This is a genomic window from Capnocytophaga granulosa ATCC 51502 (assembly GCF_000411115.1).
GTDB lineage: Bacteria > Bacteroidota > Bacteroidia > Flavobacteriales > Flavobacteriaceae > Capnocytophaga > Capnocytophaga granulosa.
This window is the reverse complement of the sequence record NZ_KE150242.1, coordinates 92,417-118,359: the sequence shown is the minus strand read 5'-3', so window position 1 is coordinate 118,359 and position 25,943 is coordinate 92,417. Positions and strand designations below refer to the sequence as shown.

At 40.5% G+C, this 25,943-nt stretch carries 26 protein-coding genes, 1 tRNA gene and 1 pseudogene; 6 read left to right on the top strand and 22 right to left on the bottom strand.

Annotated features, from left to right (window positions below):
- Positions 1–481: 481 nt before the first annotated feature.
- The 5 genes and pseudogenes from pyk to HMPREF9331_RS00540 all read right to left on the bottom strand — a co-directional run.
- A pseudogene (gene pyk / locus HMPREF9331_RS00560) lies at positions 482–1,909 on the bottom strand (pyruvate kinase); the annotation flags it as partial.
- 21 nt (positions 1,910–1,930) lie between these two features.
- Entirely contained in the window at positions 1,931–2,410 is a 480-nt protein-coding gene (locus HMPREF9331_RS00555) for an IPExxxVDY family protein (protein WP_016419252.1), read from the bottom strand.
- 18 nt (positions 2,411–2,428) lie between these two features.
- Positions 2,429–2,869: a deoxycytidylate deaminase gene (locus HMPREF9331_RS00550; RefSeq protein WP_040356812.1), complete on the bottom strand. Its 441-nt coding sequence runs from the start codon at positions 2,867–2,869 to the stop codon at positions 2,429–2,431.
- Positions 2,870–2,930: 61 nt separating this feature from the next.
- Complete coding sequence (locus HMPREF9331_RS00545) at positions 2,931–3,785, bottom strand: DUF4240 domain-containing protein (RefSeq protein WP_016419250.1); 855 nt, start codon at positions 3,783–3,785, stop codon at positions 2,931–2,933.
- 107 nt (positions 3,786–3,892) lie between these two features.
- The gene (locus HMPREF9331_RS00540; protein ID WP_115596308.1) at positions 3,893–4,342 is read right to left on the bottom strand and encodes a hypothetical protein; all 450 of its coding nucleotides are present in this window, start codon (positions 4,340–4,342) and stop codon (positions 3,893–3,895) included.
- Positions 4,343–4,473: 131 nt separating this feature from the next.
- Between HMPREF9331_RS00540 and lysA the strand changes: the two genes are divergently transcribed.
- On the top strand, positions 4,474–5,679 hold the full coding sequence (gene lysA, locus HMPREF9331_RS00535) for a diaminopimelate decarboxylase (RefSeq protein WP_016419248.1): 1,206 nt from the start codon (positions 4,474–4,476) through the stop codon (positions 5,677–5,679).
- A gap of 64 nt (positions 5,680–5,743) precedes the next feature.
- On the opposite strand, the gene rplT is transcribed toward lysA, so the two are convergent.
- From rplT to thrS, 4 genes are all read right to left on the bottom strand, one after another.
- The gene (gene rplT / locus HMPREF9331_RS00530) at positions 5,744–6,088 is read right to left on the bottom strand and encodes a 50S ribosomal protein L20 (protein ID WP_016419247.1); all 345 of its coding nucleotides are present in this window, start codon (positions 6,086–6,088) and stop codon (positions 5,744–5,746) included.
- 88 nt (positions 6,089–6,176) lie between these two features.
- Positions 6,177–6,374 carry a 50S ribosomal protein L35 gene (gene rpmI / locus HMPREF9331_RS00525; protein WP_009641953.1) on the bottom strand — a complete coding sequence of 66 codons (198 nt, stop codon included), beginning with the start codon at positions 6,372–6,374 and terminating at the stop codon, positions 6,177–6,179.
- 41 nt (positions 6,375–6,415) lie between these two features.
- The gene (infC, locus tag HMPREF9331_RS00520) at positions 6,416–6,967 is read right to left on the bottom strand and encodes a translation initiation factor IF-3 (protein ID WP_074698849.1); all 552 of its coding nucleotides are present in this window, start codon (positions 6,965–6,967) and stop codon (positions 6,416–6,418) included.
- Between the two features lie 17 nt (positions 6,968–6,984).
- Complete coding sequence (gene thrS, locus HMPREF9331_RS00515; protein ID WP_016419246.1) at positions 6,985–8,934, bottom strand: threonine--tRNA ligase; 1,950 nt, start codon at positions 8,932–8,934, stop codon at positions 6,985–6,987.
- A gap of 146 nt (positions 8,935–9,080) precedes the next feature.
- On the opposite strand from thrS, the gene HMPREF9331_RS00510 reads away from it, so the two are divergent.
- Both HMPREF9331_RS00510 and HMPREF9331_RS00505 read left to right on the top strand, forming a co-directional pair.
- The gene (locus tag HMPREF9331_RS00510) at positions 9,081–9,392 is read left to right on the top strand and encodes a DciA family protein (protein ID WP_016419245.1); all 312 of its coding nucleotides are present in this window, start codon (positions 9,081–9,083) and stop codon (positions 9,390–9,392) included.
- A gap of 16 nt (positions 9,393–9,408) precedes the next feature.
- Positions 9,409–10,572, top strand: coding sequence for a MalY/PatB family protein (locus HMPREF9331_RS00505; protein WP_016419244.1), 1,164 nt, complete (start codon positions 9,409–9,411; stop codon positions 10,570–10,572).
- On the opposite strand, the gene mltG is transcribed toward HMPREF9331_RS00505, so the two are convergent.
- From mltG to HMPREF9331_RS00490, 4 genes are all read right to left on the bottom strand, one after another.
- Positions 10,562–11,605, bottom strand: coding sequence for an endolytic transglycosylase MltG (mltG, locus tag HMPREF9331_RS00500; protein ID WP_016419243.1), 1,044 nt, complete (start codon positions 11,603–11,605; stop codon positions 10,562–10,564). The two genes, HMPREF9331_RS00505 and mltG, sit on opposite strands and share 11 nt — an antisense overlap.
- Positions 11,602–12,078: a DUF4421 family protein gene (locus tag HMPREF9331_RS12890; protein ID WP_016419242.1), complete on the bottom strand. Its 477-nt coding sequence runs from the start codon at positions 12,076–12,078 to the stop codon at positions 11,602–11,604. Before HMPREF9331_RS12890 ends, mltG begins: the two co-directional genes overlap by 4 nt.
- Before the next feature lie 10 nt (positions 12,079–12,088).
- The gene (locus tag HMPREF9331_RS12885) at positions 12,089–12,253 is read right to left on the bottom strand and encodes a hypothetical protein (protein WP_155848668.1); all 165 of its coding nucleotides are present in this window, start codon (positions 12,251–12,253) and stop codon (positions 12,089–12,091) included.
- Between the two features lie 342 nt (positions 12,254–12,595).
- Entirely contained in the window at positions 12,596–14,194 is a 1,599-nt protein-coding gene (locus HMPREF9331_RS00490; protein ID WP_016419240.1) for a hypothetical protein, read from the bottom strand.
- A 164-nt stretch (positions 14,195–14,358) separates the two neighbouring features.
- On the opposite strand from HMPREF9331_RS00490, the gene flxA reads away from it, so the two are divergent.
- Positions 14,359–15,876 carry a flexirubin biosynthesis tyrosine ammonia-lyase FlxA gene (gene flxA / locus HMPREF9331_RS00485; protein ID WP_016419239.1) on the top strand — a complete coding sequence of 506 codons (1,518 nt, stop codon included), beginning with the start codon at positions 14,359–14,361 and terminating at the stop codon, positions 15,874–15,876.
- Positions 15,877–15,899: 23 nt separating this feature from the next.
- Positions 15,900–17,489, top strand: coding sequence for an apolipoprotein N-acyltransferase (gene lnt / locus HMPREF9331_RS00480; RefSeq protein WP_016419238.1), 1,590 nt, complete (start codon positions 15,900–15,902; stop codon positions 17,487–17,489).
- Here the strand turns inward: lnt and HMPREF9331_RS00475 are convergent, their stop codons facing one another.
- The 7 genes from HMPREF9331_RS00475 to HMPREF9331_RS00445 all read right to left on the bottom strand — a co-directional run bounded on the left by HMPREF9331_RS00475 (position 17,490) and on the right by HMPREF9331_RS00445 (position 22,434).
- Positions 17,490–18,209 carry a head GIN domain-containing protein gene (locus HMPREF9331_RS00475; protein WP_016419237.1) on the bottom strand — a complete coding sequence of 240 codons (720 nt, stop codon included), beginning with the start codon at positions 18,207–18,209 and terminating at the stop codon, positions 17,490–17,492.
- A gap of 22 nt (positions 18,210–18,231) precedes the next feature.
- On the bottom strand, positions 18,232–18,507 hold the full coding sequence (locus tag HMPREF9331_RS00470; protein ID WP_009641964.1) for a chaperone modulator CbpM: 276 nt from the start codon (positions 18,505–18,507) through the stop codon (positions 18,232–18,234).
- Positions 18,491–19,405: a DnaJ C-terminal domain-containing protein gene (locus HMPREF9331_RS00465; protein WP_009641965.1), complete on the bottom strand. Its 915-nt coding sequence runs from the start codon at positions 19,403–19,405 to the stop codon at positions 18,491–18,493. The genes HMPREF9331_RS00470 and HMPREF9331_RS00465 overlap by 17 nt, the downstream gene beginning before the upstream one ends.
- A 178-nt stretch (positions 19,406–19,583) precedes the next feature.
- The gene (locus tag HMPREF9331_RS00460) at positions 19,584–20,423 is read right to left on the bottom strand and encodes a hypothetical protein (protein ID WP_016419236.1); all 840 of its coding nucleotides are present in this window, start codon (positions 20,421–20,423) and stop codon (positions 19,584–19,586) included.
- Between the two features lie 6 nt (positions 20,424–20,429).
- Positions 20,430–20,819 (bottom strand): ExbD/TolR family protein, encoded by a 390-nt coding sequence (locus HMPREF9331_RS00455; RefSeq protein ID WP_040356808.1) that lies wholly within the window; start codon positions 20,817–20,819, stop codon positions 20,430–20,432.
- Positions 20,820–20,823: 4 nt separating this feature from the next.
- Positions 20,824–21,516, bottom strand: a complete 693-nt coding sequence (locus tag HMPREF9331_RS00450; protein WP_016419234.1) for a MotA/TolQ/ExbB proton channel family protein — start codon at positions 21,514–21,516, stop codon at positions 20,824–20,826.
- Positions 21,517–21,903: 387 nt separating this feature from the next.
- Complete coding sequence (locus HMPREF9331_RS00445) at positions 21,904–22,434, bottom strand: hypothetical protein (RefSeq protein ID WP_016419233.1); 531 nt, start codon at positions 22,432–22,434, stop codon at positions 21,904–21,906.
- Between the two features lie 220 nt (positions 22,435–22,654).
- On the opposite strand from HMPREF9331_RS00445, the gene HMPREF9331_RS00440 reads away from it, so the two are divergent.
- A tRNA-Met gene (locus HMPREF9331_RS00440) sits at positions 22,655–22,728 on the top strand.
- 160 nt (positions 22,729–22,888) lie between these two features.
- On the opposite strand, the gene HMPREF9331_RS00435 is transcribed toward HMPREF9331_RS00440, so the two are convergent.
- Together HMPREF9331_RS00435 and HMPREF9331_RS00430 are read right to left on the bottom strand one after the other, a co-directional pair.
- The gene (locus HMPREF9331_RS00435; protein ID WP_009641962.1) at positions 22,889–24,280 is read right to left on the bottom strand and encodes a type III PLP-dependent enzyme domain-containing protein; all 1,392 of its coding nucleotides are present in this window, start codon (positions 24,278–24,280) and stop codon (positions 22,889–22,891) included.
- Between the two features lie 369 nt (positions 24,281–24,649).
- Positions 24,650–25,840 (bottom strand): OmpA family protein, encoded by a 1,191-nt coding sequence (locus tag HMPREF9331_RS00430; RefSeq protein WP_016419231.1) that lies wholly within the window; start codon positions 25,838–25,840, stop codon positions 24,650–24,652.
- Between the last annotated feature and the right edge of the window lie 103 nt (positions 25,841–25,943).

Sequence of the window (25,943 nt, the reverse complement as noted above, 5' to 3'; positions counted from 1 at the left end):
AAGTTATCCACAAAAGGGATTTATAAGTATTATTTTTCATACTTCATTATCAGGTATTTATAAATGTTATAGACTATACAAAACCCTCTATCTTTAGGCTATTTAGAAAAAATATGTATTATAATTATTGATAAATACCTATAACAGTATAAAATTATTCAATAGTGGGTAGTGAGTAGTGGTTAGGGGTCAGTGGCTAGTGGTCAGTGGTTAGTGGTTAGTAATTAGATATGTTAAAATTTTAACTTGTAGAAATGATTGTTTTTTCAAAGAAAAAATATTGTCGTAGAGATTATATCTATTTTTGAAGATTGTATAAAAAATTACTATTATTTGAGTTTTTAAAGATTTAGGGGATAGGTTTTCAGCTAAATTGCTGAATACAGACGGCAATGCTATAGCATAAGGAAGGCTGTCTGAAGATTTTTTCAGACAGCCTCTCTGATTGTAAATTAGGAATTTACTTTTCTCTATTCATTTTTTATGCTAATATCTGCGTAGCACGAACCGTATTCACGCGTCCTTGGTAACTGATCGGCATGGCGCTAAGGCTAATGACGATGTCGCCTACTTGTACGTGTCCCTCGCGGGTGGCGATACGGTTGATGTCCTCTATAGTCTCATCGGTGGATACGTAACGGTCGTAGTAGTAGGTGGTTACCCCCCATAACAGACTCAGCTTGGTGAGTAGGCGTCGGTTGGAGGAGAAGACCAAGATATGAGCACTTGGGCGTAAGGCAGATACCTGAAATGCCGTATAACCACTACCGGTAAGGGTGGAAATGATCTTGGCATCCATATCGTCGGCTAGTTTGGCAGCACTCAAGCAGATAGACTGAGTGACAAAACGCTCATTGCCTTCACGTACAGGTGGGATACGAGGTACATTGATAAAATTAGAATCCTCCACACTGTTGATAATGCTAGACATTCGTTCGATGACCTGTACAGGATATTTCCCTGTGGAGGTCTCGGCGGAGAGCATCACCGCATCGGCACCGTCTATGATAGAGTTGGCCACATCGTTGACCTCGGCACGGGTAGGAGTAAGGCTCTCTATCATGGTCTCCATCATCTGGGTGGCAATAATCACAGGAATACGTGCTTCTTTGGCCTTGCGTACCAATTCTTTTTGGCGTAGTGGCACCTCATGTGCTGGCGTTTCCACAGCCAAGTCGCCACGAGCGACCATGAGTCCTTGGCAATTGGCGATGATCTCATCTATATTGGCCAATGCCTCTGGTTTTTCTATCTTGGCAATGATCGGAATCTCCTCAGTGGTATGTGCTTTGATGAGTTTTTTAAGGTCTTCTATATCTTTGGCATGGCGCACAAAGGAAAGTGCAATCCAATCTACCTCTTGTTCTATGGCGAAGATAGCATCCTTGATATCCTTTTCAGTAAGGGCGGGTAGGGAGATGTTGGTATTAGGTAGGTTTACTCCTTTTTTGGACTTGAGTACCCCTCCTTGTAGCACTTTGGCCACTACAGTATCTTTTTCATTGGTAGATACCACTTCAAAGATAAGCTTACCGTCGTCCAAAAGTACTCTTTCTCCGGCTTTCACATCGAGAGGGAACTGGGTATAGTTCATATAAGCGCGCTCCTTATTCCCTACGAAAGGCTCTCCTGTAACGAAAGAGATCTGGTCGCCATCCTCTACCACTACATCGTCTTCCATAACACCTACACGCAGTTTAGGGCCTTGTAAGTCACCTAAGAGGGCTACATGAGTATTGAGTTCCTCCTGTATGGCACGTACTTGAGCGATGCGTTGTTTCACCTCCTCATAGTTGGCATGAGAGAAGTTGATACGGAATACATTCACGCCCGCTAGGATCATACTTTTGAGAATTTCAGGGCTATCGGTAGCAGGTCCTAAGGTAGCTACTATTTTTGTTTTTTTCGTCCTATCATACTATATAAATTTTTAGAATATTAATTTTGCTTTGATTTCATTGAGTTTTCTCTGCTCCTTATAAGTAAGCTTACCCTCTGGAAACAGTGGTATTTCATAGGCAAGATCTATAAAATATTGCGCTTTCAATAAGGACACATAATCCTGGCTTTGCTCACAAGGGTTAATTCTAAGAAAGTAATCCACTTGGGGTAGCTCTTTGATAAATAACTGATATGCTTCCACTTGTGTAAATAGCCCTACAGAGGTCATTGTGCGTACTCTATTGGCTATTAGGTGCCATACTGCTTCCTGCTCATAGGAAAACGAAAAAAGTGCAAAGAGGGCATCGGAATCCTTATCATATAAGTCATTGCTGGCACGCCTGAGGCGAATATCCAATATTTTATTCAGCCAATAAGCCAATTTGCATGGCTCAAATCGGGTATGCAGCGCAATAAGGCATTCCCCTTCTTGGTATTGCTCAAAGTCCCATTCAAGTACTAAGGCCATGGCTAAATAAAAAACAAGTTATTGATAGGTTTGATCATGTGCTGTCTGGGGCAAATGCACGATCTCCACGCCCGCCTTCTGCAGGAACTCTAAGCCGCTGGTATCCCTATAGGCTTCCTTGTACACCACACGGATGATGCCCGACTGGTGTATGAGTTTGCTGCATTCCTTGCAGGGTGACATGGTGATATAGAGGGTTGCTCCTGCGCAAGACTGGGTAGAGGCTGCTACCTTGAGAATGGCATTGGCCTCAGCATGAAGTACATACCAGAGGGTTTCCCCTTGGGCATCCTCGCAGCAATTGTCAAAGCCTGTGGGAGTACCATTGTAACCGTCGGAGATGATCATACGGTCTTTGACAATGATAGCACCTACTTGCTTGCGCTGGCTATAGGAGAGTTTTGCCCACTCCTGTGCCATACGCATATAGGCTCTGTCGTATCTTTCTTGTTTTTCCATATCTGGTGGCAAAGGTACTACTTTTTAAAGAATATCACTATTTTATTAAAGAATTTATTTACTAACGGATAGGCATAATTTCAGCCACTAATTTGGGGTACATTTTCTGTAGCGCTCCCCCACTTTCAGGCTCTCTGTCCATAGCAAATTCGCCAAAGTCATAATTTAGCTCAGGCCACTTTTCATTTGCTGTATCGCGAATGATATCCTCATCACTATCAGGGCGCGCTTCTTGATTGGCCGCATCGGCTACGTAGAGGAGATCCTCTGCCCAAGTCTCTGCTATATCAAAATGGTATTTGCCTGAGACAAAGGATTCTATATCCTTGGTGATATCCTCATAGAATTCTTTGCCCTTGAGTAGCAGCCAACAACGGAAATAGAGGAAACCATCGTCGGAGATAAAGCCATCAAAGCTATAGGTATCCCCCTCTTTCTCGTACTCGTTGCCAAGAATGATATAGAGTTCGGCTATAGGAGCGGTATAAAGGGAAATTAGTTTCTGTTCTAAGGTTTTTTGAAAGAAAAGTAACTTTTCCTCACTATATTTGGCCAGATAAGTGGTGAGTTTCTCTATATGTTCGTCCAAGTCATAGGCTTCCCAGTCTTTTTTGTTGTATTTGTAGCTCTTTTCTATAGCTTCCCAGAAGAAATAATCGGCTTTTTCTTCTTCGGAGTACTCTTTTCTCTCAGGAGCGGCTTCGCCCTCCTTGAGTTCGGTATAGCCTTTTTTGAGTTTTTGGAGGATTAGCTTTTCGCTTTCTTTGGTGCATTCGTCCGCTGTGGCAAATTCCTTTACGGCTTCTCGCCCTGCGGTACCTGTTTTCCCATAAACAACAGTTTGGGTAATACCCTCAAAATCAATATCCCAAAACTTATCCGATTTGGCATCTTGATAAATAAATCTTCTTTTCATTTGTATAAGTTATTAGTTGTTAGTGATTAGTGGTTAGTGGTTAGTCGTTAGTGGTTAGTGATTAGTGGTTAGTGATTAGTGGTTAGTGATTAGTGATTAGTCACTTGTCATTCGTCATTTGTCACTATTAAAAGGGTTCCTAATAGCAATGCTGTAAAAACAAACAGCCATATACCTTTTCCGCCTATTGTATAGAGAAATACGATCACTTGTGTTATCTCCATACAATAGCGCCTATCATCTTCAGGGCAGAGAACATAAGTAGCACACATCATTGTAAACCAAAAGGTAGTGATGTAAAAAACAAAAATAAGCACTATCCCTAAGATAAAGTTCTTGAGCCTGCTATAAAGATGGCACTTCAGCTTTTGCCCTATAAAATAAGCCAATACAAACGTAGGTATATAAAGGGCTGTAATGACCGAATAGGTACGTATAGCCCCCATTGCTGTAACGTAAGTATTTGACTTTGGGTTTATTACATAGTGCATAAAAAGACAAAAGAGCACAAACTCTACCAACAAAGACAGCAATATATACTTAGTAGAGGTCTTCATAATAGGACTAACTTTGTGCAAATATACGAAATAATGAGCAATGAGTGATGAATAATGATAAAAATTTGTCATTCATCATTTGTTATTATTTTTGTATCTTTGTCCCGATAAACCCATTAACCCCTATTCCTATGGAAGTCAAAGATTTACTTTCTGTAGTACATACCTATGGAAGTCCTGTGTATGTGTACGATGCTAACAAAATCAGCGCTCAGTATGAGCGACTTACCAAGGCTTTTGCCGCTGTGCCCAGCCTTAGAATCAACTATGCGATGAAAGCACTGTCCAATGTCTCTATTCTTAAGCTTATGCGAAAGCTAGGGGCGGGCTTGGATACGGTTTCTATACAGGAAGTCAAGCTAGGCCTCCATGCGGGTTTTGCCCCTGAACAGATTATCTTCACTCCCAATGGGGTCTCTATGGAGGAGATCGAGGAGGCTGCTTCTCTGGGAGTACAGCTCAATATAGACAATCTTTCCATCTTGGAACAATTCGGTAGTAAGCACCCACAGATACCTGTATGTATTCGTATCAATCCACATGTCATGGCTGGGGGCAACTCCAAGATTTCAGTAGGGCATATAGATAGTAAGTTCGGTATCAGTATTCACCAAATACCTCATATTCTGCGTATTGTGGAGAATACTAAGATGCACATCAATGGGATTCACATGCACACAGGTAGCGATATCTTGGATATAGATGTCTTCCTCTACGCTGCTGAAATCCTTTTTGATGCCGCCAAGCACTTTAGGGAACTGAAGTTTATTGACTTTGGTAGTGGCTTTAAGGTGCCCTACAAAGAAGGTGATATTCAGACAGATATAGAGGAACTGGGTGAGAAGCTCAGCCAGCGCTTCTTGGAGTTCTGCAAGCTCTATGGGAGGAACCTGACCTTGGCTTTTGAGCCTGGGAAATTTTTGGTCAGTGAAGCAGGCTTTTTCTTGGTGAAAGTCAATGTCGTCAAGCAAACTACCTCTACTGTTTTTGCACAAATTGATTCGGGTTTCAATCACCTGATTCGCCCTATGTTCTACGGGGCTACTCACTTTATAGAAAACATCTCTAACCCAGAGGGAAAGAAGCGTTTTTACTCGGTGGTGGGCTACATCTGTGAGACAGATACTTTTGCCTCCAACCGACAAATTGCCGAAATCTCTGAGGGGGATATCCTCTGTTTTAGGAATGCAGGCGCCTACTGCTACACTATGGCCAGTAACTACAACTCACGCCCTCGCCCTGCGGAAGTTCTCTGGATAGATGGGCAAGCCAAGCTCATCCGCAAAGCAGAAACCCTTGAGGACTTACTGCGCAACCAAGTAGAGATTGACCTATAATATTAAAAAGGCTATCCCACAAAAGGATAGCCTTTTACTAACAGATATTTCTTTGATTAAACGTTTATTTTACTTTTTCTACAATTGCTTTGAAAGCCTCTGGGTGGTTTAGGGCTAAGTCTGCAAGAACTTTACGATTAAGTTCTATATTATTAGCTTTAAGAGCTCCCATAAACTTAGAATAAGACAATCCATAAGGACGAACCCCAGCATTGATACGAACGATCCACAAGGCGCGGAAGGTTCTTTTCTTATTGCGACGGTCTCTGTAAGCATATACTAACGCTTTTTCAACCGCGTTCTTGGCAACTGTCCAAACGTTCTTTCTGCGGCCAAAGTAACCTTTGGCTTGTTTCATTATTTTTTTTCTACGCGCTCTACGCGCAACTGCGTTTACTGATCTTGGCATAAATTTCTAATTTTTTTTGTAGTAGGCGACTTTACGTTCTTTTTGAGCCATACTCCAAGGTGAGACAATTAATTTACCTTAGAAACAATTATTTTAAACCTAATTGTTTCTTTACGCTTGCCTCGTCATTGGTATGAACAAGGGTAGCGTGTGTAAGAGCTAACTTACGTTTTTTAGCTTTTTTAGTCAAGATGTGACTTTTGAAAGCGTGCTTTCTTTTGATTTTACCAGAGCCCGTTAGTTTGAAACGTTTTTTAGCGCTGGATTTAGTTTTAATCTTTGGCATTTGTTACTTAAAAATTAATGATGAAATATCTGTTATCTTTTTTATTTTTTCTTCACAGGAGCGATGAACATAGTCATACGCTTTCCTTCGAGTTTTGGCATCTGCTCTACCTTTCCGAACTCTTCCAAATCCACTGCCAAGCGTAGCAATAGCTCCTGACCTTGGTCTTTGTAGACGATAGAACGCCCCTTGAAGAACACATAAGCCTTCACCTTAGCCCCCTCTTTGAGGAACTTCTCACCATGTTTCTTTTTGAACTCATAATCATGGTCATCGGTTTGAGGGCCGAAGCGTATTTCCTTGATTTCCACTTTAGTAGCCTTGGCCTTTAACTCCTTGGCACGTTTTTTCTGTTCGTAGAGGAACTTTTTGTAATCTACGATTTTACATACAGGAGGTTGGGCATTGGGAGAGATTTCTACCAAATCCAATTCCAATTCTTCAGCCAGCTTTAAGGCTTCTTTTGTAGGATATACACCTGTTTCCACGTTATCTCCTACCAAACGCACTTCGGGAACGCGTATATCTCGGTTCACGCGGTGTGAGGTCTTTTCGTCACTTGTGCTCTTCGTGTTGGGTACTCTCGTATTAATGGCTATTGTGTTTTAAGTTAAACTTCTGTTGAGAAAGGTTTTATATTCTTGTTGATCTCTTCTTGTATTAGGGTGATGAAATCGGCTATTTTCATAGTACCCAAGTCCTCTCCCCCGTGGCGACGTACCGAAAGGGTGCCATTCTTTTCCTCTTCCTCCCCTACGATAAGCATATAAGGGTATTTTAGAGTTTCTGCTTCGCGTATCTTCTTACCGATGGTCTCGTTGCGGTTATCTACATGAGGACGTAAATCAGCTTCTTGCAAAAGTTGGGCTACCTTTTGGGCATAACCCTCGTATTTCTCGCTAAGAGAAAGGATATTGACCTGCTCTGGTACCAACCAAAGAGGCAAGTTACCAGCGGTGTGTTCGAGCAAAATGGCCACAAAGCGCTCCATACTACCGAATGGTGCTCGGTGAATCATCACAGGGCGGTGTAGCTCGTTATCAGCTCCCTTATACCACAAGTCAAACCGTTCAGGTAGGTTATAATCCACTTGGATGGTTCCTAGTTGCCAGCTTCTACCTATGGCATCCTTGACCATAAAGTCAAGCTTAGGCCCGTAGAAAGCCGCTTCGCCTGTTTCTATCACATAAGTAAGGTTCTTTTCCTTAGCAGCATTAATAATCGCATTCTCAGCCTTTGCCCAATTCTCATCGGAACCTATGTACTTGGAGAGGTTCTCTGGATCGCGCAAGGATACCTGAGCGGTAAAGTTGTCAAAGCCCAAGGAACCAAACACATAGAGTACTAAGTCTATCACATGCTTGAACTCAGCATCAAGCTGTTCTGGTGTACAGAAGATATGCGCATCGTCCTGAGTGAAGCAGCGCACACGAGTGAGTCCATGCAATTCCCCACTCTGCTCGTAGCGGTATACGGTACCAAACTCAGCAAAGCGCTTAGGCAAGTCCTTGTAGCTCCATGGGTGAGAGTTGTAGATCTCACAGTGGTGCGGACAGTTCATCGGTTTGAGCAAATATTCCTCACCTTCGTTCGGGGTAGCTATAGGTTGGAAACTATCCTTACCATATTTTTCCCAGTGGCCTGAAGTTACATATAAGTTCTTATGACCAATATGCGGAGTTACCACTTGCTCGTAACCTGCTTGTTTCTGTGCTTTGCGCAAAAAGGCTTCCAATCGCTCTCTCAGCGCTGCTCCTTTAGGCAACCACAAGGGTAATCCTTGTCCTACCTTGTTGGAGAAAGTAAAGAGTTCCAACTCCTTACCGAGCTTGCGGTGGTCGCGCTTTTTGGCCTCTTCCAAAAGAGTGAGGTATTCGGTCAGATCCTTTTGCTTAGGGAAGGAGATCCCATACACACGGGTCAGCTGTGGATTGTTCTCATTACCACGCCAGTAAGCTCCTGCTACGCTAAGGATTTTTACCGCTTTTACAAAGCCTGTATTGGGCAAGTGCCCTCCCCTACATAGGTCGGTGAAGGTACTATGATCACAGAAAGTGATAGTGCCGTCTTCTAAGGCTTCAATAAGTTCTGTTTTGTATTCGTTCTTTCCCTCATAGTAAGAGAGCGCTTCGGCCTTGCTCACAGGGCGCATCTTGAACTCATGCTTGCCACGAGCAATCTCCAGCATCTTGGCCTCTATGGCAGGGAAATCTTTGTCTGTTATTGTATTTCCGTTGAAATCCACATCATAATAGAACCCATTGGCAATAGCAGGCCCTATGGTAAGCTTGATATTAGGATAAAGTTCCTCCAAAGCTTGGGCTAAGATATGGGCGGAAGAGTGCCAGAAGGCCTTCTTTCCTTCGGGACTGTCCCAAGTATATAACACTAAACTACCATCCGTAGTAAGGGGCGTGGCTGTCTCAATTGTTTTACCATTGAAGCTGGCCGATATTACATTACGTGCCAAGCCTTCACTAATACTTTGAGCTACTTCAGCTGGGGTTGTTCCCTTCTTATATTCCTTGACAGAACCGTCAGGCAGTGTGATTTTTATCATTGGTGTAATAGTTGTTAAAAAACTCGGCAAAAATAAGGCTTTTTTTGGTAGTATCCAAATTTTTTCTCAGTTTTTTCTTGGGCTGTATTTTTCTGTTGTTTTCTTTCCCTTTATCAAAAAATATCACTACCTTTGTAAACAAAAAAATGAGCCATTATACTACAAGATATAATAGTGAAACTTCCTTGAAAGACGTCATCTTGGCGATCTTCAAGCGATACCGCCTGAACTATGGGATTGACAAAGTACGTGTCAAAGAGGCTTGGGTGGAGGTCGTAGGAGCGCCCATTGTGAAATATACCGTGAGTGTACGCCTACAAGGCAGCAAGCTATATGTTACCCTGAACAATACCGGCCTTCGGGAGGATTTAAACTATGGGAAAAGCAAACTGGTGACCATGCTTAACGAATACCTACAGAAGGAGGTAGTCAAGGATATTGTCTTTTTAGTAGCTTAGAAAACATCTTTAACCTATGAAATATAATTTTGATGAGCTTATTGACCGAAGAGGTACCGATGCGCTAAAATTGGAGGCGCTGCTCCCTCGCTGGGGGCGTGAGGACTTGATTCCTATGTGGGTGGCCGATATGGACTTTAGAACCCCGCCTTTCATTGTAGAGGTCATAAAGAAACGTATAGAATGTGAAATCTTTGGCTATACTGAAAAACCCCATGCTTGGTATCAGTCTATCATAGACTGGCAGCAAAGGCGTCACCAGTGGACAATTACCAAAGAGATGATTTCTTTCGTCCCTGGGGTGGTGCCTGCCATCGTAATGGCTGTGGAGGCTTTCACCCAAGTAGGTGACCCTGTACTTATCCAACCTCCTGTGTATTACCCTTTTGCAGCTGCGATCCGCAATACAGGGCGCAAGGTAGTTACCAATCCCCTACTGCTCAAGGACGAACAATATCAGATTGATTTTGAAGACTTTGAAGAAAAAGCAAAGACCTGCAAGCTCTTTATCCTCTGCAATTCTCACAACCCTGGAGGGCGTGTATGGACTAAGGACGAGTTAGAGCGATTGGCCTCTATTTGCCTAAAGCACAAGGTTTTGATGATTTCCGATGAGATTCATGCCGACCTGACACTTCCCCCCTACCAACATACACCTTTGGCGACCCTTTCCAAGGAAGTAGCCGAGAGTTGTGTTACTTTCTCTTCGGCCAGCAAAACTTTCAATATGGCGGGATTGGCCAGCGCTTATGCTGTTATCCCAAATGCTGAAGTAAGAAAGAAATTCTTGGACAAAACAGTAGGCTACATGCTCACCGACGGGAATATATTTGCTTTCCAAACCACGGTAGCAGCCTATGAACAAGGTGAAGAATGGCTCAGTCAGCTCTTGAGCTACATACAAGGAAATATCAACTACCTTACCCAATATATTGACCAACACCTGCCAAAGGTCAAATATATAGTCCCTCAGGCCTCTTACTTGGTGTTCTTGGATTTCAGAGAGTTAGGGCTTTCTCAAAAAGAATTGGTCTCCCTCTGTACCAATCAGGCACACTTGGCCTTGGTAGATGGTAGCGTCTTCGGCAAGGAAGGCACTGGCTTTATGCGTATCAACTTGGCCTCCCCTCGCTCTGTGATTGAAAAAGCAGCACAGCAGTTGTTAGCGGTTAGTCATTAGTCATTAATTTCTTGTCCAGCCACTTCCTATAGGCTTGGCGGTTCTTGTTGTGTTCTTGTAGGGTGCGGGCAAACTTGTGGTAGCCAATACGTGCCGTATCGGCTACAAAAAAAAGATACTCATGCTCCTTGGGGGATAGTACCGCCTCTATAGAGGAGATATCAGGCATAGCGATAGGTGCAGGCGGCAAGCCCTGAATCTGATAAGTGTTGTAGGGCGAGGCTATCTGTGTGTCCTTGATATACACCCGCTTGATGATGGTATCATAGTTGCCTGTAGTCTCCTTAATAGCATAAACCACGGTAGGGTCGGCCTGTAGGGGCATTCGCTCCTTTAGCCTATTGAGATACACCCCGGCTATGGTAGGCCTTTCATCAGTCATATAGGTTTCTTTCTGTACGATAGAGGCCAATATCATCACCTGCTCAGGGGTTAGCCCTTGAGCAGTTGCTTTTTCTCGTCTTTTTTCATTCCAAAAGGCTTTGTATTCCTTCTGCATTCGCTCAGCAAACGCCTTGGCCGAGGTATCCCAATAGAACTCATAGGTATTGGGTATAAAGTGCCCCAATATATTAAGAGAGTCTGTCCCACTTTCGGCAAGGAAAGAAGGATTGAGGAAAGCGTTCATAAGGGAAGTACTATCGGCCTCAATCTCCTTAGAGATACGTTGTGCTAAGAGAGGTAGGCGGTCTTGGTTATTGAAAGAAACTTTCACTGGCTGGCTCAGATTCCTAAGCATACGTACTAGCTGTAGGTTATTCATTCCCTTGCGAATCACATAGCGACCTGCACGTACATGCTCGGTGTATTTCATAGCGCGAGCTACACAATAAAAGGTCGTCGGGTTGGAAAGTCCTGTATAGAGTTTCTCAGAGATATAGGAATAATCACTCCCTGAAGGGATATAGAATACCCTTTGTTGCTCCTGAAAGGAAGTATTGGGGTAAAATAATATGTAATAACCCACTCCTGCAATGGCCAATATGCCTATAAGGAAAGTAATGGCTATTATTTTAAAGATTTTTTTTATCATTTCTTATCAGTTGTTATCTTAATATGTCGAGTAATTGTAAATTGTGTGGTAGGAGCAAGCAAGGCAAAAGATTGTGCACTGGGGGAATAAACTGTTTTGTTATTAAATATCCCTGTAAGGGCAAACGACCAGTCCTCACGATTGTAGTTCAGGGTAAGCCTACCGATACTCGCAGGATAAGCCCTTAGGTTATGCCAGGCTAAAACTTCCGAATTGTTACCAAAATTTACCCCTGCTGATACCATACCCGCGAGCAACCAGCGAGGAGAGACCACCCACGAATAGGCATAGCCTATATTAGCTCCCATTTGGTTGTTATCAAAAGCCTTAGGAAGGCTCTGCTGCTTAGAAGCATCTGGCACAATCTTATGGTAATAGAATCCACTACCTAAGAGTAGACTCCCAGCCGACTTGATCTGCTTCTCACTCTGCTCGAAGGCGGCACGTAAGGAAAATCGTTTGTTACGCAACACATAAGTCCCATCAAGCCCCCACCTTTTTACAGTAAGGTTTGGAAAAAAGGGTATATACTTTCTTTCCGTCTTGTTCCCTCTGGGTAAAAAAGCCTCGGTAATCTTGGTAATAGCCGTCTAAGAGTAGCTTCTTGCCATATTTGTACATTTCGAAATCAGTAATGGAGGAAGACAAATCTGTATCCGTTTTTAAAGGGAATACACTGAAAGATACCTATAGATTCATACCTATAATCTTACGCAAGCCCACCCCTACTCCTATGTTATGAGGATAAGTAGGATTATAGATTTTTTTGTCATGCAAGATCGTAAGCATCTTATTAGGAATAAAAGCCTTTACCTACCACTTATGAGGATATTCTTGTACGTATAGCGTATCCTTATCTTGTGCTATTGCGAAACTTATATTTAATATTACAAAAAAGAATGTGGTTATCTGTATTATTGTATACCTCATTCTATTTTTAAGTAACAATTTGTCCATTTATTGTAAAAATAGGATTAGAGTAAAACGCTCTTAGTGTTCTATGAGAGTACTGTTCTTAGTGTCAAATATATAATTAGGAATCATTACATAAGGATCAAAGTTGTCCTCTGTAATAAAGAATTCTTCTATATGATTGAGATAACGATCCCCAAAATTACTGAAATTAGCATCAAGAGAGATTGTTTTAAGTACTTTTCCGTTAATCATATAATCCATTACAATCTTTTTATCCTTTACTTTGTAGTAATATTCTATACTTTCGTCCCATCTGTTTTTTAGTTTGATACTTCCCTGTTGCAATATTTTATTTTTTATACTTCCTTTATTTATTTCTTTACCATTTTCATATTGTTTGAAATCTATAACAGTATCTTCATCACCTGAATTGGTATTTTTAATTCTTGTAATGGTATATATATAAGATTTTTCGCCTTTTTCATTATATATTTCGGCTTTCATTTGACCATCTTTTTGTTTTTCCTTATAGTACCTAAGTATATTATTCTCGTCTATCTGTTTAAGAGCTACAAATTCTCCAGCCTTGTAGAGTACATAACTATCATTTTCCTCTAAATCATTGTAGAGATATCCACTATAGCAAGCCCCCTCTTTGAAAAGCAATTCTCCCTTGGTTGTTTTATCCTTATTATAATAAGTAATCTTATCTATGTCATGATGGATACTATAGTCGGTTTGCTGTTTGATATTTCCATTTTTATAGTAAACAATACTTTGTTCTATATGCCCCAACTTATACACAATTTTCTCTTCCAATAGTCCCTCTTCGTCCAAGCTATAGGCAGTACCTTGGTAAGGTTCGCCATATTTGTAAGTAAGTTCACTCATTTTTTTTCCTTTTGCATCATAGAAAGTAATTGTTGTATTCTTTTTGTCCTCTTTTCTACGTGAAAATAGCTTTCCTGAGCGATAATATACCTTATCCTCCACAATATTTCCTATTGCATCCCATTGGATAATTGCTTTTACTTGTGCAGGCGCATGATAGTACTCCACTTCTATACCTGCTTGAGCTTCATTTCCTTTTATATAACGAGAGCCTATGAGTTTTCCCCTTTCATCATAGTATTTTAGTAGTACATTATCCTCTCCCTCATAGAAACTCTCTATTCTTGCCTTTTTTAAATCCTCTTCAAACTGTATTCTTTTCTTTACCTTCGCATTTTCCTGATAATACACTACATTAAATTCTTTTTTCCCCTTCACATAAGCATTATCAGCATAATTATAGGTCTCTATATAAGTATCCTCTCTTGTTTTGTTATAGAATGTATTTATACGTCCCTTGGGGTCATACACTTTGTAAGAGAGATTTCCATTTTCCTCCTCTCCTTGTATCTCTATCTTACCATCTTCAAAATAAAAAGAAAACTTCCCTATAAGCTCCTCTATACTTCTAAAGTCCTTTTTAGTAGCATAAGCGTCCATTTGGAGTTTTCCGTCCAAGAAAAAATCCTTTACATGATAGCGTCCGTCCTTTTCAGAGATGACCCGATAAAGTTTGGCCTTGTCCTTAGTTGTAGTATTGCCCTCGCTATCTATATACATCTTTTCCTGTGTCCAAGAACAAAGCGGTAAAAGATATAAAAATAAAAGCCATAGCTTCTTCATTTGGTTACAATTATCCTATTGAAAGGGCAAATGTACAAAAAAGTTTTGAGTGCTGTGTTTGGAAGACTGAGTTTTTTTGTCCCTAAAAATAAATCCTTTACTCCCCTTGCAAAATAGCCTATTATTCCTTAATTTTGCTGCTGTTTGTAAAAGAACTTAAAGCAATGGGACAACATGCCAACTCTTTTGAAGATTTTATCAATGTCATCTTCAACCATAAAAAAGTAGAAATCTCCCCTGAAACTGAAAAAATCGTAAGTGATAGCTATCACTTCCTAAAGGAATTCTCCAAGAATAAGGTTATATATGGAGTAAATACAGGCTTTGGCCCCATGGCACAGTACCGAATAGAGGATAAAGACCAATTGGCCTTACAATATAACATCATTCGCAGCCATTCTTCAGGCATGGGTGCTTATTTCTCTCCCGAAATCGTAAAATCGGCCATTCTATGTAGGCTTCATACGCTTTCATTAGGAAAATCAGGCGTACACCCTTCCCTCATTCACCTAATGAAAGAGCTTATCAATAGGGACATCACCCCCTTAATCTTCCAGCATGGGAGCGTAGGTGCCAGTGGAGACTTGGTACAGTTAGCCCATTTGGCCTTGGTGCTGATCGGTGAAGGAGAGGTCTTCTACAAAGGAAAAAGACGCCCTACCCAAGAGGTTTTTGCCGAAGAAGGACTCTCACCCTTGAAGATTCACCTGCGTGAGGGAATCGCTCTGATGAATGGTACCTCGGTAATGACTGGTATTGCAGCGGTTAATATCCATTATGCACAGCTGCTACTGGACTGGTCTGTCAAGCTCTCTGTGGCCATCAACGAATTAGTACAGACCTATGACGACCATTTTTCCCAAGAGCTTAATGCTGCTAAAAAGCACCATGGGCAACAGCTTATCGCCCAGAGAATGCGTAACTACTTAGTGGACAGTCAGCTAACCAAAAAGCGCAGTGAACACCTATATAAGGGCGAACATAAGGAAACTATCTTCAAGGAAAAGGTACAAGAATACTATTCTCTCAGATGTCTTCCCCAAATCCTAGGGCCTATATATGACACTATTGATTATGCAAAGGAAGTAGTAACCCATGAGTTCAACTCGGCAAGTGATAATCCTATTACCGACCTCAAATCCCAACAAGTATATCATGGAGGAAATTTCCACGGGGATTATATCTCCCTAGAGATGGACAAACTCAAGATAGCTATTACCCGACTGTGTATGCTCTGTGAGCGACAGCTGAACTATCTGCTTAACCCAAAAATCAATGAGATCCTACCTGCCTTTGTCAATGCTGGAAAATTAGGATTCAACTTTGGTATGCAGGGAATACAATTCACCGCTACCTCTACCACTGCTGAAAACCAAACACTTTCTTTCCCTATGTACGTGCATAGTATCCCCAATAACAATGATAATCAAGATATTGTAAGTATGGGTACCAATGCCGCAACTATTACTCACAAGGTCATAGAAAACACCTTTGAAGTGATGACCATAGAAGCCATCACAATAGCACAAGCTATTGATATTCTGGGATATAAAGACAAACTCTCTACCACTACTAAGCTATGGTATGAGCAGCTACGCTCTCTTATCCCCTTCTTCAGGGAGGACATCACGCCCTACCCCTATTTGGAAAAGGTAAAAACATTCCTAAAGTCTCATTCTTAAAAAAGATATTTTTCTCAACTGACATGAAGCATCTCCTTTTAGCCCTTCTTTCAGGGATCTTATTAGCCATCGCTTGGCCTACTTATGGTATTTCCTTGTTTATTTTTGTCGCTTGGGTACCCTTACTGTTAGTAGAATACCAGTTACGCAGCAGGGGAAAAGCGTGCAAGGGAAAGGTGTTCCTCCTCTCGTATCTTAGCTTTCTTCTGTGGAATACTCTCACCACTTGGTGGATATGGAACTCCACAGTGGTGGGGGCGCTCTTTGCCCTTTTGGTCAATAGCCTGCTGATGAGTTTGGTCTTCCTTGTTTATCACTTGGTAGCAAAGCGAAATACGGCAAAAGTAAGTAGTATCTTCCTCATTACCATATGGATAGCCTTTGAGAAATTCCATCACCATTGGGATTTTTCTTGGCCTTGGCTCTCTTTAGGAAATGTCTTTTCTGAAAATATCACTTGGATACAATGGTACGAATATACGGGAATTTTCGGCGGAAGCCTTTGGGTGCTATTGGTCAATATACTACTATTTCACACGCTGCGCCTCTTCTTAGAGACAAAGGATAAAAGATTATTTTACAAGCGTATAGCCAAAATAAGTCTGCTAGTATTACTGCCTATAGCGCTCTCTTGGGGCATATATATTAGTTATAAGGAAAAAGGCACTCCTATAGAGGTGGTTGCTCTGCAACCCAATATAGACCCCTATGAGGAGAAATACAGCCTTTCCAATGAGGAAACTATAGCACTATTGCTTACCCTTGCCAAGGAAGGCGTTACTGAAAACACCCACTTTGTGCTCACTCCTGAGACGGTCATCTCGCAAGGCGTCTACCGATTAGAGGATATATCACAAAGCAAGGAGTTACCCCCCTTACATACATTCTTAGAAGCACATCCACAGCTCAATTGGATAATGGGAGCTGCTATCTACGAGGTAGTTACAGACAAAAGTAAGATAGCCCCACAAACCAACTATAACCCTGTACAGAACTATTGGTTCAATGACTATAATAGTGCCTTTCTGCTCAACTCCTTTGGGATTATGGGCTTTCACCACAAGTCAAAATTAGTTGTTGGGGTAGAGAATATGCCCCTGCAATCTCTCTTAAAACCTATCTTAGGAGATATCATGATAGACCTAGGGGGAACAGTTGCGGTAAAGACTACCCAAAAGACCCCCAGTGTGCTAAGCTCCTTAGCCGAGCAGAAGGTAGCTCCTGTGATTTGTTACGAATCTATCTATGGAGAATATGTAGGCAAATATGTAAAGCAAGGCGCTCAATTCTTAGGCGTCCTAACCAATGATGCTTGGTGGGGGGATACCCAAGGATACAAACAACTGCTAAGCTATACGCGCCTGAGAGCCATAGAGACCCGCAAGAGTATAGCCCGAAGTGCTAATACAGGTATTTCGGCCTTTATCTCCCAGCGTGGGGAAATCATCAGCTCCTTGGGTTATGGAAAAAAAGGTGCGCTAAGGGGTACTGTTTTGGCCAATAATGAGCTGACCACTTATGTACGCTATGGAGATTACATAGCACGCCTTAGTATCTTTGTCAGTGTAGGGATTTTGCTGATTTCCTTTCTAAAGAAGCGAAGTGAGGTGTAGTTATTGGTATCTTACCCTACCACTACCTTTGGTTTGCACATCTATTTTCTTAGGATTTCCTTTGACAGTAATATCCCCAGAGCCTCGGATATCTGCTGAAAGCTGTTCAGTAACAAAGAGATCTACATCGCCAGAGCCTCTAATAGAAGCGGTTGCTTGCTTGGCCTGAAGTGCATCACCGTCAAAGTCGCCACTGCCTGCTATGTCTACACTAAGATCTTGGGTGGTTCCTTTGATTTTCATATCACCACTACCTTTGACAGAAAAAGATAGAGACTCAGCCTGTAAAGAGAGCAGCATATCACCACTGCCCAACACCTTGCAAGAGAGGTTCTTAACCTGCAATTGTTCATGAGAGCTGATATCACCTGAACCATGTACATCAATTTCTGTTAGTGAGTTATCTACAGGAATACAAATCTCCAACTTTTTTGTAAATTGGTATGCGAAATCGGGCGACATTTTCACTGTAAGCACTCCGCTAGACACCTCTGTTATTACATAAGGTGCCATATTCTGAGAGGCCTTAATAGTAATACTCCCTACTTGGCCATGTGTAAGTACTAGATCTGCCCCACATTCCAGCCTGATTTGAGTATAAGCGGGGAGTTTTCTTTCCTCTGAAATAACTAGGCTATCTCCCTTAACCACTGGCAGAGAGCGACCACAGCCTGCTAGTAGTAACAAGCAGGCACATAGAAAAGCGATTTTTTTCATCATTAGATTTTTGGTTTTTGGGTTATTATTTTCTTCTTAGTTTTTGGTTTTCTTCTTGTAAGACCCTTATCCGCTCCAAAAGGCGATGGATAATCTGGATACTAGGGACATTGATCTCAAGGTCATAGTGCCAATTGACAAAGCGCTCAAGTGCTGGTAGCTGGTCATAATGTACATAGGTTACCCTATCAATAACCTCTGTCTTTATCAATCCATTATCCACTAAGGCATTGAAGAAAGACGATTTGATCTTATAGAGCCTAATGACTTTAGTCTTTGATATTTTAAGCGGTTGTTCCATTTGCTTGTAATTTACGCATTTGTTCGAGAAGTTCTTTTTGCTTATCAGTCAACCCTTTAGGGAGTTCTACATTGTAAGTGACGAACAAGTCACCGAAGGTACCTCCTTTGTATACAGGGAAGCCCTTACCCTTGAGCCTTACGGTAGTGCCTGGTTGGGTTTCGGGTTTTACCTTTAGCTTCACTTTTCCCGAAAGGGTGGATACTTGCACCTCTCCTCCGAGAATGGCTGTATACATATCAATAGTAACTTTCGTTTTCAGATCGTTACCTATTCGCTCAAAGGTAGGGTCTGGCAATATCTGGAAGGTGATATACAAATCCCCATTAGGTCCCCCATTGACTCCTTCACCTCCATAGCCTTTGAGTTTTATCTGTTGGTTATTTTGAATACCCGCAGGCAGGGTAATACGAATGGTCTTTCCATTGACTGTAAGGGTTCTGGGTTGAGTAGTTGCGGCATCTCTGAGGGAAAGGGTCAGTTCCGTCTGTAGGTCTTGCCCCTTGAACTTTCCGTAAGCCGAACCATAATTTCCTCTTCCAAAACCAGCCTCTTGGCCAAATATCTCCTTGAAGAAGTCTGAAAAATCACTAGCATTGGTATAAGTAGCGCTTTCAAAACCATTACCGAAAGGGTTTCTGCCCTGTCTTTGAGCATTTTCAAAAGCTTCACTCTGTTGCCAATCCTTACCGTACTTATCGTATTTAGCCCTATTCTTGGAATTACCTAAGACCTCATACGCCTCATTGATCTGCTTGAATCGCTCTTCAGCTGTCTTATCATTAGGATTCATATCAGGGTGGTAGAGGCGGGCAAGTTGCCTATAAGCCTTCTTAATATCTTTAGAAGAAGCGGATTTATCTACGCCTAAAACCTTATAATAATCAATATATGCCATTGGGTTGTAGTGTATTAAACATTCTTTTTACAATGATACAAATGTAATGCAAATTAATGAATTAACCTAAATCAACGTAAAAAAATTAAAAAAGTCTTTTATATGATATATTTACAAAAAAACAAATTGAAACACATAGTCTTTCTAAAATAAAAAACTAAGAAAAACCCTTTTCACTCTATTCTCCTAACTTGAAACGAATAGAGAGAAAACCTATTTGCGTTTGGGGAGCTTTCTCATCGGCATTGAAGCGATAGGTCATAGCCGATTTTCTAGCAGCATCGAGCAGGCATGGAGCCTTGTTAGTTGTACCTTTTTCTCCTGCTTTGGCACGAACGACCTTACCTGAGCGATCCACTTCAATCTGGACAACGACCATGCCTGATTCGTTACAATCTTGGTAGACTTTCTCCCCACTTATGTACTTACGGCCATTAAGTCCCCAGCCCTTACCACTGCCTTGCCCTGAACCCTCGCTACTATCTCCGTAAAAGCTGCTAGCATAGGGATTCCCTTTGGGATCACCCTTGTAGCCTGGTGTGTTATCATCACCCTGAGAGCCATTACCAGTACCTGACTGAGGCTGCTTGGTGGAAGCATTTAAAACACTTGAAAGCGCATCGGTGGTAGAAGCAGCCGGCTTCTGCGGTTTCTTAGGGTTAGGCTTGGTCTCCTTAGGTGTTTCCTTCTTTTTTTTCACCTCTTCCTTGGGTAGCACAACGGTTTCCTCCTCTGTATTGTCCTGAGTAAGTACAGGTTCCTGAGTAGGTGTTTCCTGTGTTTTTGTAGCCTCTTCTACAGGCTGTTCTGCTGCTACGGCCGTCTCGGTAGGCTTAGGAGGATTAATCTCTCCCATCCCCATCTTATCTGTTCCAAAAGTGATGGAAATTCCCTCCTGCTCTTCAGGGATAATAATAGCATTGGTAAGTTTCGCTACAAGTAATACTAAGACAATTAAGATCATAATTACCAGCGTAATAGCGAAAGACTTCTGCTTATGCACTGTGTTTAATATCATAAAATATTACTTAGGTCGTACGGCTAAAATAAGTTTGTACTGATTCTGATTGGCTATATCCATAATAGATACTGCATTTTCTATAGGCACACTCTCCTCGACTCTTAGGATAATGGTAGGGTTTTCCACTCCAGAGAGAGCTGTCTTGAGCTCTGTTTCCATCTGAGAGGGTTCTACTTGTTTGTTATTGACAAAATATTGCAAATCCTTATTGATACTTACCGATACATTCTGAATACTTGAGGATTTGCCATGTGCCTTAGGCAGTAGCATATCCAATACCTTAGGATTGTTAGAGGCAGTAAGCATAAAGAAAATAAGCAATAGAAAGACGATGTCCGTCATAGAGGACATGCTAAATTCGGGAGTTACTTTATTGCTTGACTTGATACTCATTTTACTAAATTGGTTCGTTCAACATGTCCAAGAAATCAACCGTAGTGGCTTCCAGTTTTTGAGTAACATTGTTAATACGCATTACCAAGTGGTTATAAGCCAAATAAGCTATAATTCCCACAATAAGCCCTGCTACGGTGGTGGTCATCGCTGTATAGATCCCGCCTGCCAAGATACTCATATCGGCCTGTCCCCCACTGGTAGCCATAGCATGGAAGGACATGACCATCCCTACTACTGTACCCAAAAAACCTATCATAGGCCCGACCCCAGCAAGGGTGGCTAGCAAAGAAACATTCTTCTCCAACTTATATACCTCCAAAGAACCTGTGTTCTCTATAGCCTTGTGAATATCATCAATAGGCTTTCCAATACGAGAGATTCCCTTGTTCACAAGACGTGCCACTGGGCTATTGTACTGAAGGCAAAGATTCTTGGCGGCTTCTATACGCCCAGAGGAGATGTTGTCACGAATAGCATTCATAAAATTGGCATCTATTCGCTTGGCCGAGCTAATGGCAAAAGTTCTTTCAAAATAGATATAAAGAGCAGTGGCCAACATCAGGAATAAAATCCCTATGATAATCGTATTGGCCAATCCTCCATTGAAAATCAGATCCATAATAGAGAGACTTTTCTCTTGTAGCTCTGAGGTTGTCTGCGCTGTAGTTCCTGTATTTGCTTGTAAAAATAACATATTTCTTTTAAATTGGTTTTAGGGACAAAAGTACATCTTTTCTTTATAAGAAAATTGCTTTTTAATATTTTTATCACTTTACCTTTTCAAAATATAATAGCCTTAACAAATTTACCCCCTTGAAAAAACCTCAAAATATAGCCTCTAATTCCTTGATTTTATTTTTAACATATATTTATATTTGCATCTGCTTGCTATTTCAAAAAATATGCGTAACTTTGCACACGGAATAAGGAAGTAAGTTTCTCATTAGAAACAGCCTTACAAAAGAGACCTAGAGAAAGAGAATTACAAAAAAAGTAATTCGCTTATTAAAGATAATCTTATAATTGTTTAGTTTTTTCACGAAAGTCCGAGCTACGAAAGTACTCGGATTTTTTCTTTATTCTATTTCTCTAATTTGTAAAGTACCATTTTTATCTTACCTCCTGCAAGACTATTTAACGTATATTTTTTAGAATCTTCTGTATAAAATAGACCTATTCCTCCAAGAGCTGTATTAGGACAAAGAAACTCTTGTTGTGCCTCATTTTTTTCTATCTTCCAACTATTCTCTCCAAAAGAAGTAGTTTCTTTCAGCAAAGCAAACTGTACTTCATTAGGTAAATCTGCCGTTCTAAAACAAATATTTACTCTTCTGAAAGGTAAACTAAAAGAAGAATAACCAGCTCCTATGGTATAAGAAACATCGACTAAGGTTGTTGCAATAGTTTTACCTTCATATTGAAATTCCACAATATAAGCAAGAATATTTTCCAACTTATATTTCTTAATCTCATTGTAGTTAAACTCTCCAAATCCTTGGCTTGTTTTCGTTGCTAATACATTTACTTCTTCATCAGTTAGCTTTGTTTGTTTTAGCTGCCCATAACTAAAGGCACTAAAGAATAATACCAAAAAAAATAGGATCTTTCTCATTTGCTTTTAGAATTTTAGTTTTGTTCTATATGTAACTCTTTAATAAGGCAAATATACTACTTCTACCAAGAAACACCAAACAAAAATAGGAGTTTAACAAATATAAAAATTCATTGTAAATCCTTAGTACTAAACGACTTATATTTTTATAAATAAAAATGTTAGATATAATTTTGTATATATCAAAAAAAGTTGTACTTTTGCACCCGCAAACACAAACGGCGAGGTAGCTCAGGTGGTTAGAGCGTTGGATTCATAACCCAAAGGTCACGGGTTCAAATCCCGTCTTCGCTACAAAGTAACAAACCCCGATAAGCGAAAACTTATCGGGGATTTTTTTATTCCCAATCCACTGTACAAAGTGAGTATATCGTTGGATACCAATAAGAAAGAATCTTCTTGCCACACTTGGTAACAAGAAGATTAAAAAATATGAATATATCAGAGACAAGTGCTAATAGCCTAATATCTTAAGCATTTCTTCTGCTTTTTGCTGCTCCATGAAAAGGCGAGAGGTAATCTCCCCGTCCTTATTCTTATCAATAAGAATAATTTTAGGCTGGGGAATCAAGCAGTGCTGCAACCCTCCTACACCTCCTATTGAGTCCTGATAAGCACCAGTATTAAAAAATCCAATATACAAGGGTTTATTCTTGTTATACTTAGGTAGATAAATAGCATTCATATTCTGTTCGCTATTGTAATAATCATCTCCATCACAAGTAAGCCCTCCTAAGAGTACACGCTCATATTCATCATTCCAACGATTGATAGGCAAGAGCACAAACCGCTTATTAATCGCCCAAGTATCGGGAAGGGTCGTGATGAAGGAAGAATTGATCATATTCCATTTTTCACGATCATTCTGCTGTTTTTGGTACATAATCTCATAGATAGCTCCTCCTGCCTCACCTACAGTAAAACTTCCAAATTCAGTAAATATATTAGGCACAGGCACCTTTTCCTGTTCGCAAGCTATTTTTATCTGGCGAATGATTTCATCTACCATATAAGCGTAATCATACTCAAAAGCGAGGGAAGTCTTTATCGGGAAACCTCCCCCTATGTTGAGACTATCAAGCTCAGGGGCTACTTTCTTAAGCTGAATATACACCTTCAAACACTTAAGAAGCTCATTCCAATAGTAAGCATTATCTTTTATCCCCGTATTGATAAAGAAGTGCAACATCTTGAGTGTCACTTTTTTATTATCCTTTATCTCTCTATTATAGAAAGGAACGATATTCTTGTAACCAATTCCCAATCTACTGGTATAGAATTCTGAACGAGGATCTTCCTCGGAGGCTATACGTATTCCTATATTATAGTTTCCCTTTATCTTTTGATCAAAAAGATTAATCTCTTCATAATTATCAATAATGGGCATACACCTATCATATCCCCTATTGACCAAATCGGCTATTCCATCTATATAACCATCACGCTTAAATCCATTGCAGAGGATATAATTCTCTTTGGTAATCAACCCCTCATTAATCAGATTATTGATGATATTAATATCAAAAGCCGAAGAGGTTTCCATATGGATATCATTCTTAAGGGCTTCGACCATCACATGCTTAAAATGGGAACTCTTGGTGCAATAGCAATAATTATAAGCACCTTTGTATTTGTGCTTTTTGATGGCTTTCTCAAACCATTTTTTAGCTTTTTGGATATTCTCTGAAATCTTAGGTAGGTACATGAATTTCAGTGGTGCCCCATAACGGCGTACCAATTCCATGAGGTCTATATCATGGAAACGAAGTTCATCTCCCTCAAGGGTAAATTCGTCCTGAGGGAAATAGTAAGTTTGGTCTATTAAGTCAATATATTTATTTTTCATTTTATTTTCGTATTTATCTTAGTTGTTGGAATGAAGTAGTAAGGAAATAAATAGAAAATAAAACTCAAATTCTCAAAGGAGCATACTTCTTATCCGTCTTCTGTAATATCATTTTAGTAGATAAAGTAGAGAAAAAAGAAAGCACCTTAGCTTTTAGTATAAGCAAAGGGAAGATCAGTACATCATGCACTGAGGGAGGCTCAATAGGTTTATTCATTGATTATCAAACAATTATACACTCAATTTACAAACTTAAATTTTGTTCAATACAATGGGGCAAATATACTACTTTTCTGAGAATATGAAAAAATTTTTTTACAAAAAAAGCCACCTTTTAGAAGGTGGCTTTAAAAATATTATTTTTTAAGATTATTTTACTTCAAAAGTAGCACGACGAGCAAGTTGAAGTGCATTAGGTGATTTTGGATTAACGGTCTTATCTTCACCTTTTCCTTCAAATGAAAGTTGAGAAGCGTTAACACCTCTGTCAGTCAAGAGTTTCTTGATCACTTCAGCACGTTTGTTAGACAATTTTTGATTGTAGTTAGCAGTTCCTTTTTCGTCAGCATAACCAACTACTTTCACACTAGCACCTGAATTTTGTTTCAAGTAGTTAGCTACGAAATCAACAGCCCACAAAGAAGATTTTTGAGGAGCAGAAGAGTTGAAATCAAAGTATACATTGATGTAACCTTTCTCGATAAGCTCACGAGCAGCTTCTCCTGAATAGTTGGTAGGAGCTACAGCCTGAGTTTGGTTTGAAGCTAAGCTACCGTATTTTTCATTGATGTAGTTTTCAACTTCATCAGGTACACGGTTGCCATTGGTATCGACCATCTTGTCTTCCTTGTTGTCAAGTCTCTTAGCAAGTTCAGCTACGCTGTTTTCAGCTTTAGCTACACGCTCAGCAAGTTGGCCATCAGCAGCTGCTTGGCTGTACCAGTCTGCATGAACGAGGTTCTTTCCTAAGGCTACTTGCAAACCAACAGTACCTGTAAAGTTTATTCCTTCGAAACCACGTCTGGTTGTTGCTGAAAGACCATCAAATGTTCTATTTTGTTTTGCATAGAAGTATACAGATCCATCTACTAGCAAAGATACACGGTTGCTAAGACGCACTTGTGGAGTAAGACCTGCAGTAACGAAACCAATGTTATCTGCTTTGCTAATATAGTCTCCTTTGAGTTGTCCTATACCAAAACCTGCGTGTGCTAATAAGCCTAGATCACGAGTCCAATCTTCAAATGAAAGTACGCGGCCTAAGTTAGCCACTCCTTGTAAGTTAACATTCCAAATATTGGAATTAAATTCAGGAGATTTTTTTCCTTCTACGAACTTGTCATAGCCACCTCCTAATCTCAAACCGAATTTGTTATTGAACATATAACGAACGCCTCCATTAAGTGTCCAAAAACTTGGTGTCTTTGTCGCATATCCTGATGTAAATCCTACAGTTGGTTTGTTAGCACCAAAATTTACATCTACCGACCATTTGTTGTATTCTTGAGCATTCGCACCCAAGGCTACAAGAGCTGTCAAAGCTAGAATTTGCTTTCTCATAAATGTGATTTTTAATTCTAATTAAATTTCATTAACGTGGGAGCAAAGGTAAAACATTTTTTGATTTCCACAAAGAAAAAACGAACCTTTTTACTAATCCGTT

What these genes read in the sequence shown, in the direction of transcription:
- HMPREF9331_RS00475 (WP_016419237.1), bottom strand. Translation starts at nt 18,209, where the DNA reads ATGATGAAAAAAATCGCTTTTCTATGTGCCTGCTTGTTACTACTAGCA.
- HMPREF9331_RS00430 (WP_016419231.1), bottom strand. Translation starts at nt 25,840, where the DNA reads ATGAGAAAGCAAATTCTAGCTTTGACAGCTCTTGTAGCCTTGGGTGCG.
- HMPREF9331_RS00455 (WP_040356808.1), bottom strand. Translation starts at nt 20,819, where the DNA reads ATGAGTATCAAGTCAAGCAATAAAGTAACTCCCGAATTTAGCATGTCC.
- HMPREF9331_RS00540 (WP_115596308.1), bottom strand. Translation starts at nt 4,342, where the DNA reads ATGAAGACCTCTACTAAGTATATATTGCTGTCTTTGTTGGTAGAGTTT.
- lysA (WP_016419248.1), top strand. Translation starts at nt 4,474, where the DNA reads ATGGAAGTCAAAGATTTACTTTCTGTAGTACATACCTATGGAAGTCCT.
- HMPREF9331_RS00465 (WP_009641965.1), bottom strand. Translation starts at nt 19,405, where the DNA reads ATGGCATATATTGATTATTATAAGGTTTTAGGCGTAGATAAATCCGCT.
- thrS (WP_016419246.1), bottom strand. Translation starts at nt 8,934, where the DNA reads ATGATAAAAATCACACTGCCTGACGGTTCTGTCAAGGAATATAAGAAG.
- HMPREF9331_RS00510 (WP_016419245.1), top strand. Translation starts at nt 9,081, where the DNA reads ATGAGCCATTATACTACAAGATATAATAGTGAAACTTCCTTGAAAGAC.
- HMPREF9331_RS00470 (WP_009641964.1), bottom strand. Translation starts at nt 18,507, where the DNA reads ATGGAACAACCGCTTAAAATATCAAAGACTAAAGTCATTAGGCTCTAT.
- HMPREF9331_RS00450 (WP_016419234.1), bottom strand. Translation starts at nt 21,516, where the DNA reads ATGTTATTTTTACAAGCAAATACAGGAACTACAGCGCAGACAACCTCA.
- HMPREF9331_RS00490 (WP_016419240.1), bottom strand. Translation starts at nt 14,194, where the DNA reads ATGAAGAAGCTATGGCTTTTATTTTTATATCTTTTACCGCTTTGTTCT.
- mltG (WP_016419243.1), bottom strand. Translation starts at nt 11,605, where the DNA reads ATGATAAAAAAAATCTTTAAAATAATAGCCATTACTTTCCTTATAGGC.
- lnt (WP_016419238.1), top strand. Translation starts at nt 15,900, where the DNA reads ATGAAGCATCTCCTTTTAGCCCTTCTTTCAGGGATCTTATTAGCCATC.
- HMPREF9331_RS00435 (WP_009641962.1), bottom strand. Translation starts at nt 24,280, where the DNA reads ATGAAAAATAAATATATTGACTTAATAGACCAAACTTACTATTTCCCT.
- HMPREF9331_RS00505 (WP_016419244.1), top strand. Translation starts at nt 9,409, where the DNA reads ATGAAATATAATTTTGATGAGCTTATTGACCGAAGAGGTACCGATGCG.
- flxA (WP_016419239.1), top strand. Translation starts at nt 14,359, where the DNA reads ATGGGACAACATGCCAACTCTTTTGAAGATTTTATCAATGTCATCTTC.
- HMPREF9331_RS00545 (WP_016419250.1), bottom strand. Translation starts at nt 3,785, where the DNA reads ATGAAAAGAAGATTTATTTATCAAGATGCCAAATCGGATAAGTTTTGG.
- HMPREF9331_RS00445 (WP_016419233.1), bottom strand. Translation starts at nt 22,434, where the DNA reads ATGAGAAAGATCCTATTTTTTTTGGTATTATTCTTTAGTGCCTTTAGT.
- rplT (WP_016419247.1), bottom strand. Translation starts at nt 6,088, where the DNA reads ATGCCAAGATCAGTAAACGCAGTTGCGCGTAGAGCGCGTAGAAAAAAA.
- HMPREF9331_RS00460 (WP_016419236.1), bottom strand. Translation starts at nt 20,423, where the DNA reads ATGATATTAAACACAGTGCATAAGCAGAAGTCTTTCGCTATTACGCTG.
- HMPREF9331_RS00555 (WP_016419252.1), bottom strand. Translation starts at nt 2,410, where the DNA reads ATGGCCTTAGTACTTGAATGGGACTTTGAGCAATACCAAGAAGGGGAA.
- HMPREF9331_RS00550 (WP_040356812.1), bottom strand. Translation starts at nt 2,869, where the DNA reads ATGGAAAAACAAGAAAGATACGACAGAGCCTATATGCGTATGGCACAG.
- rpmI (WP_009641953.1), bottom strand. Translation starts at nt 6,374, where the DNA reads ATGCCAAAGATTAAAACTAAATCCAGCGCTAAAAAACGTTTCAAACTA.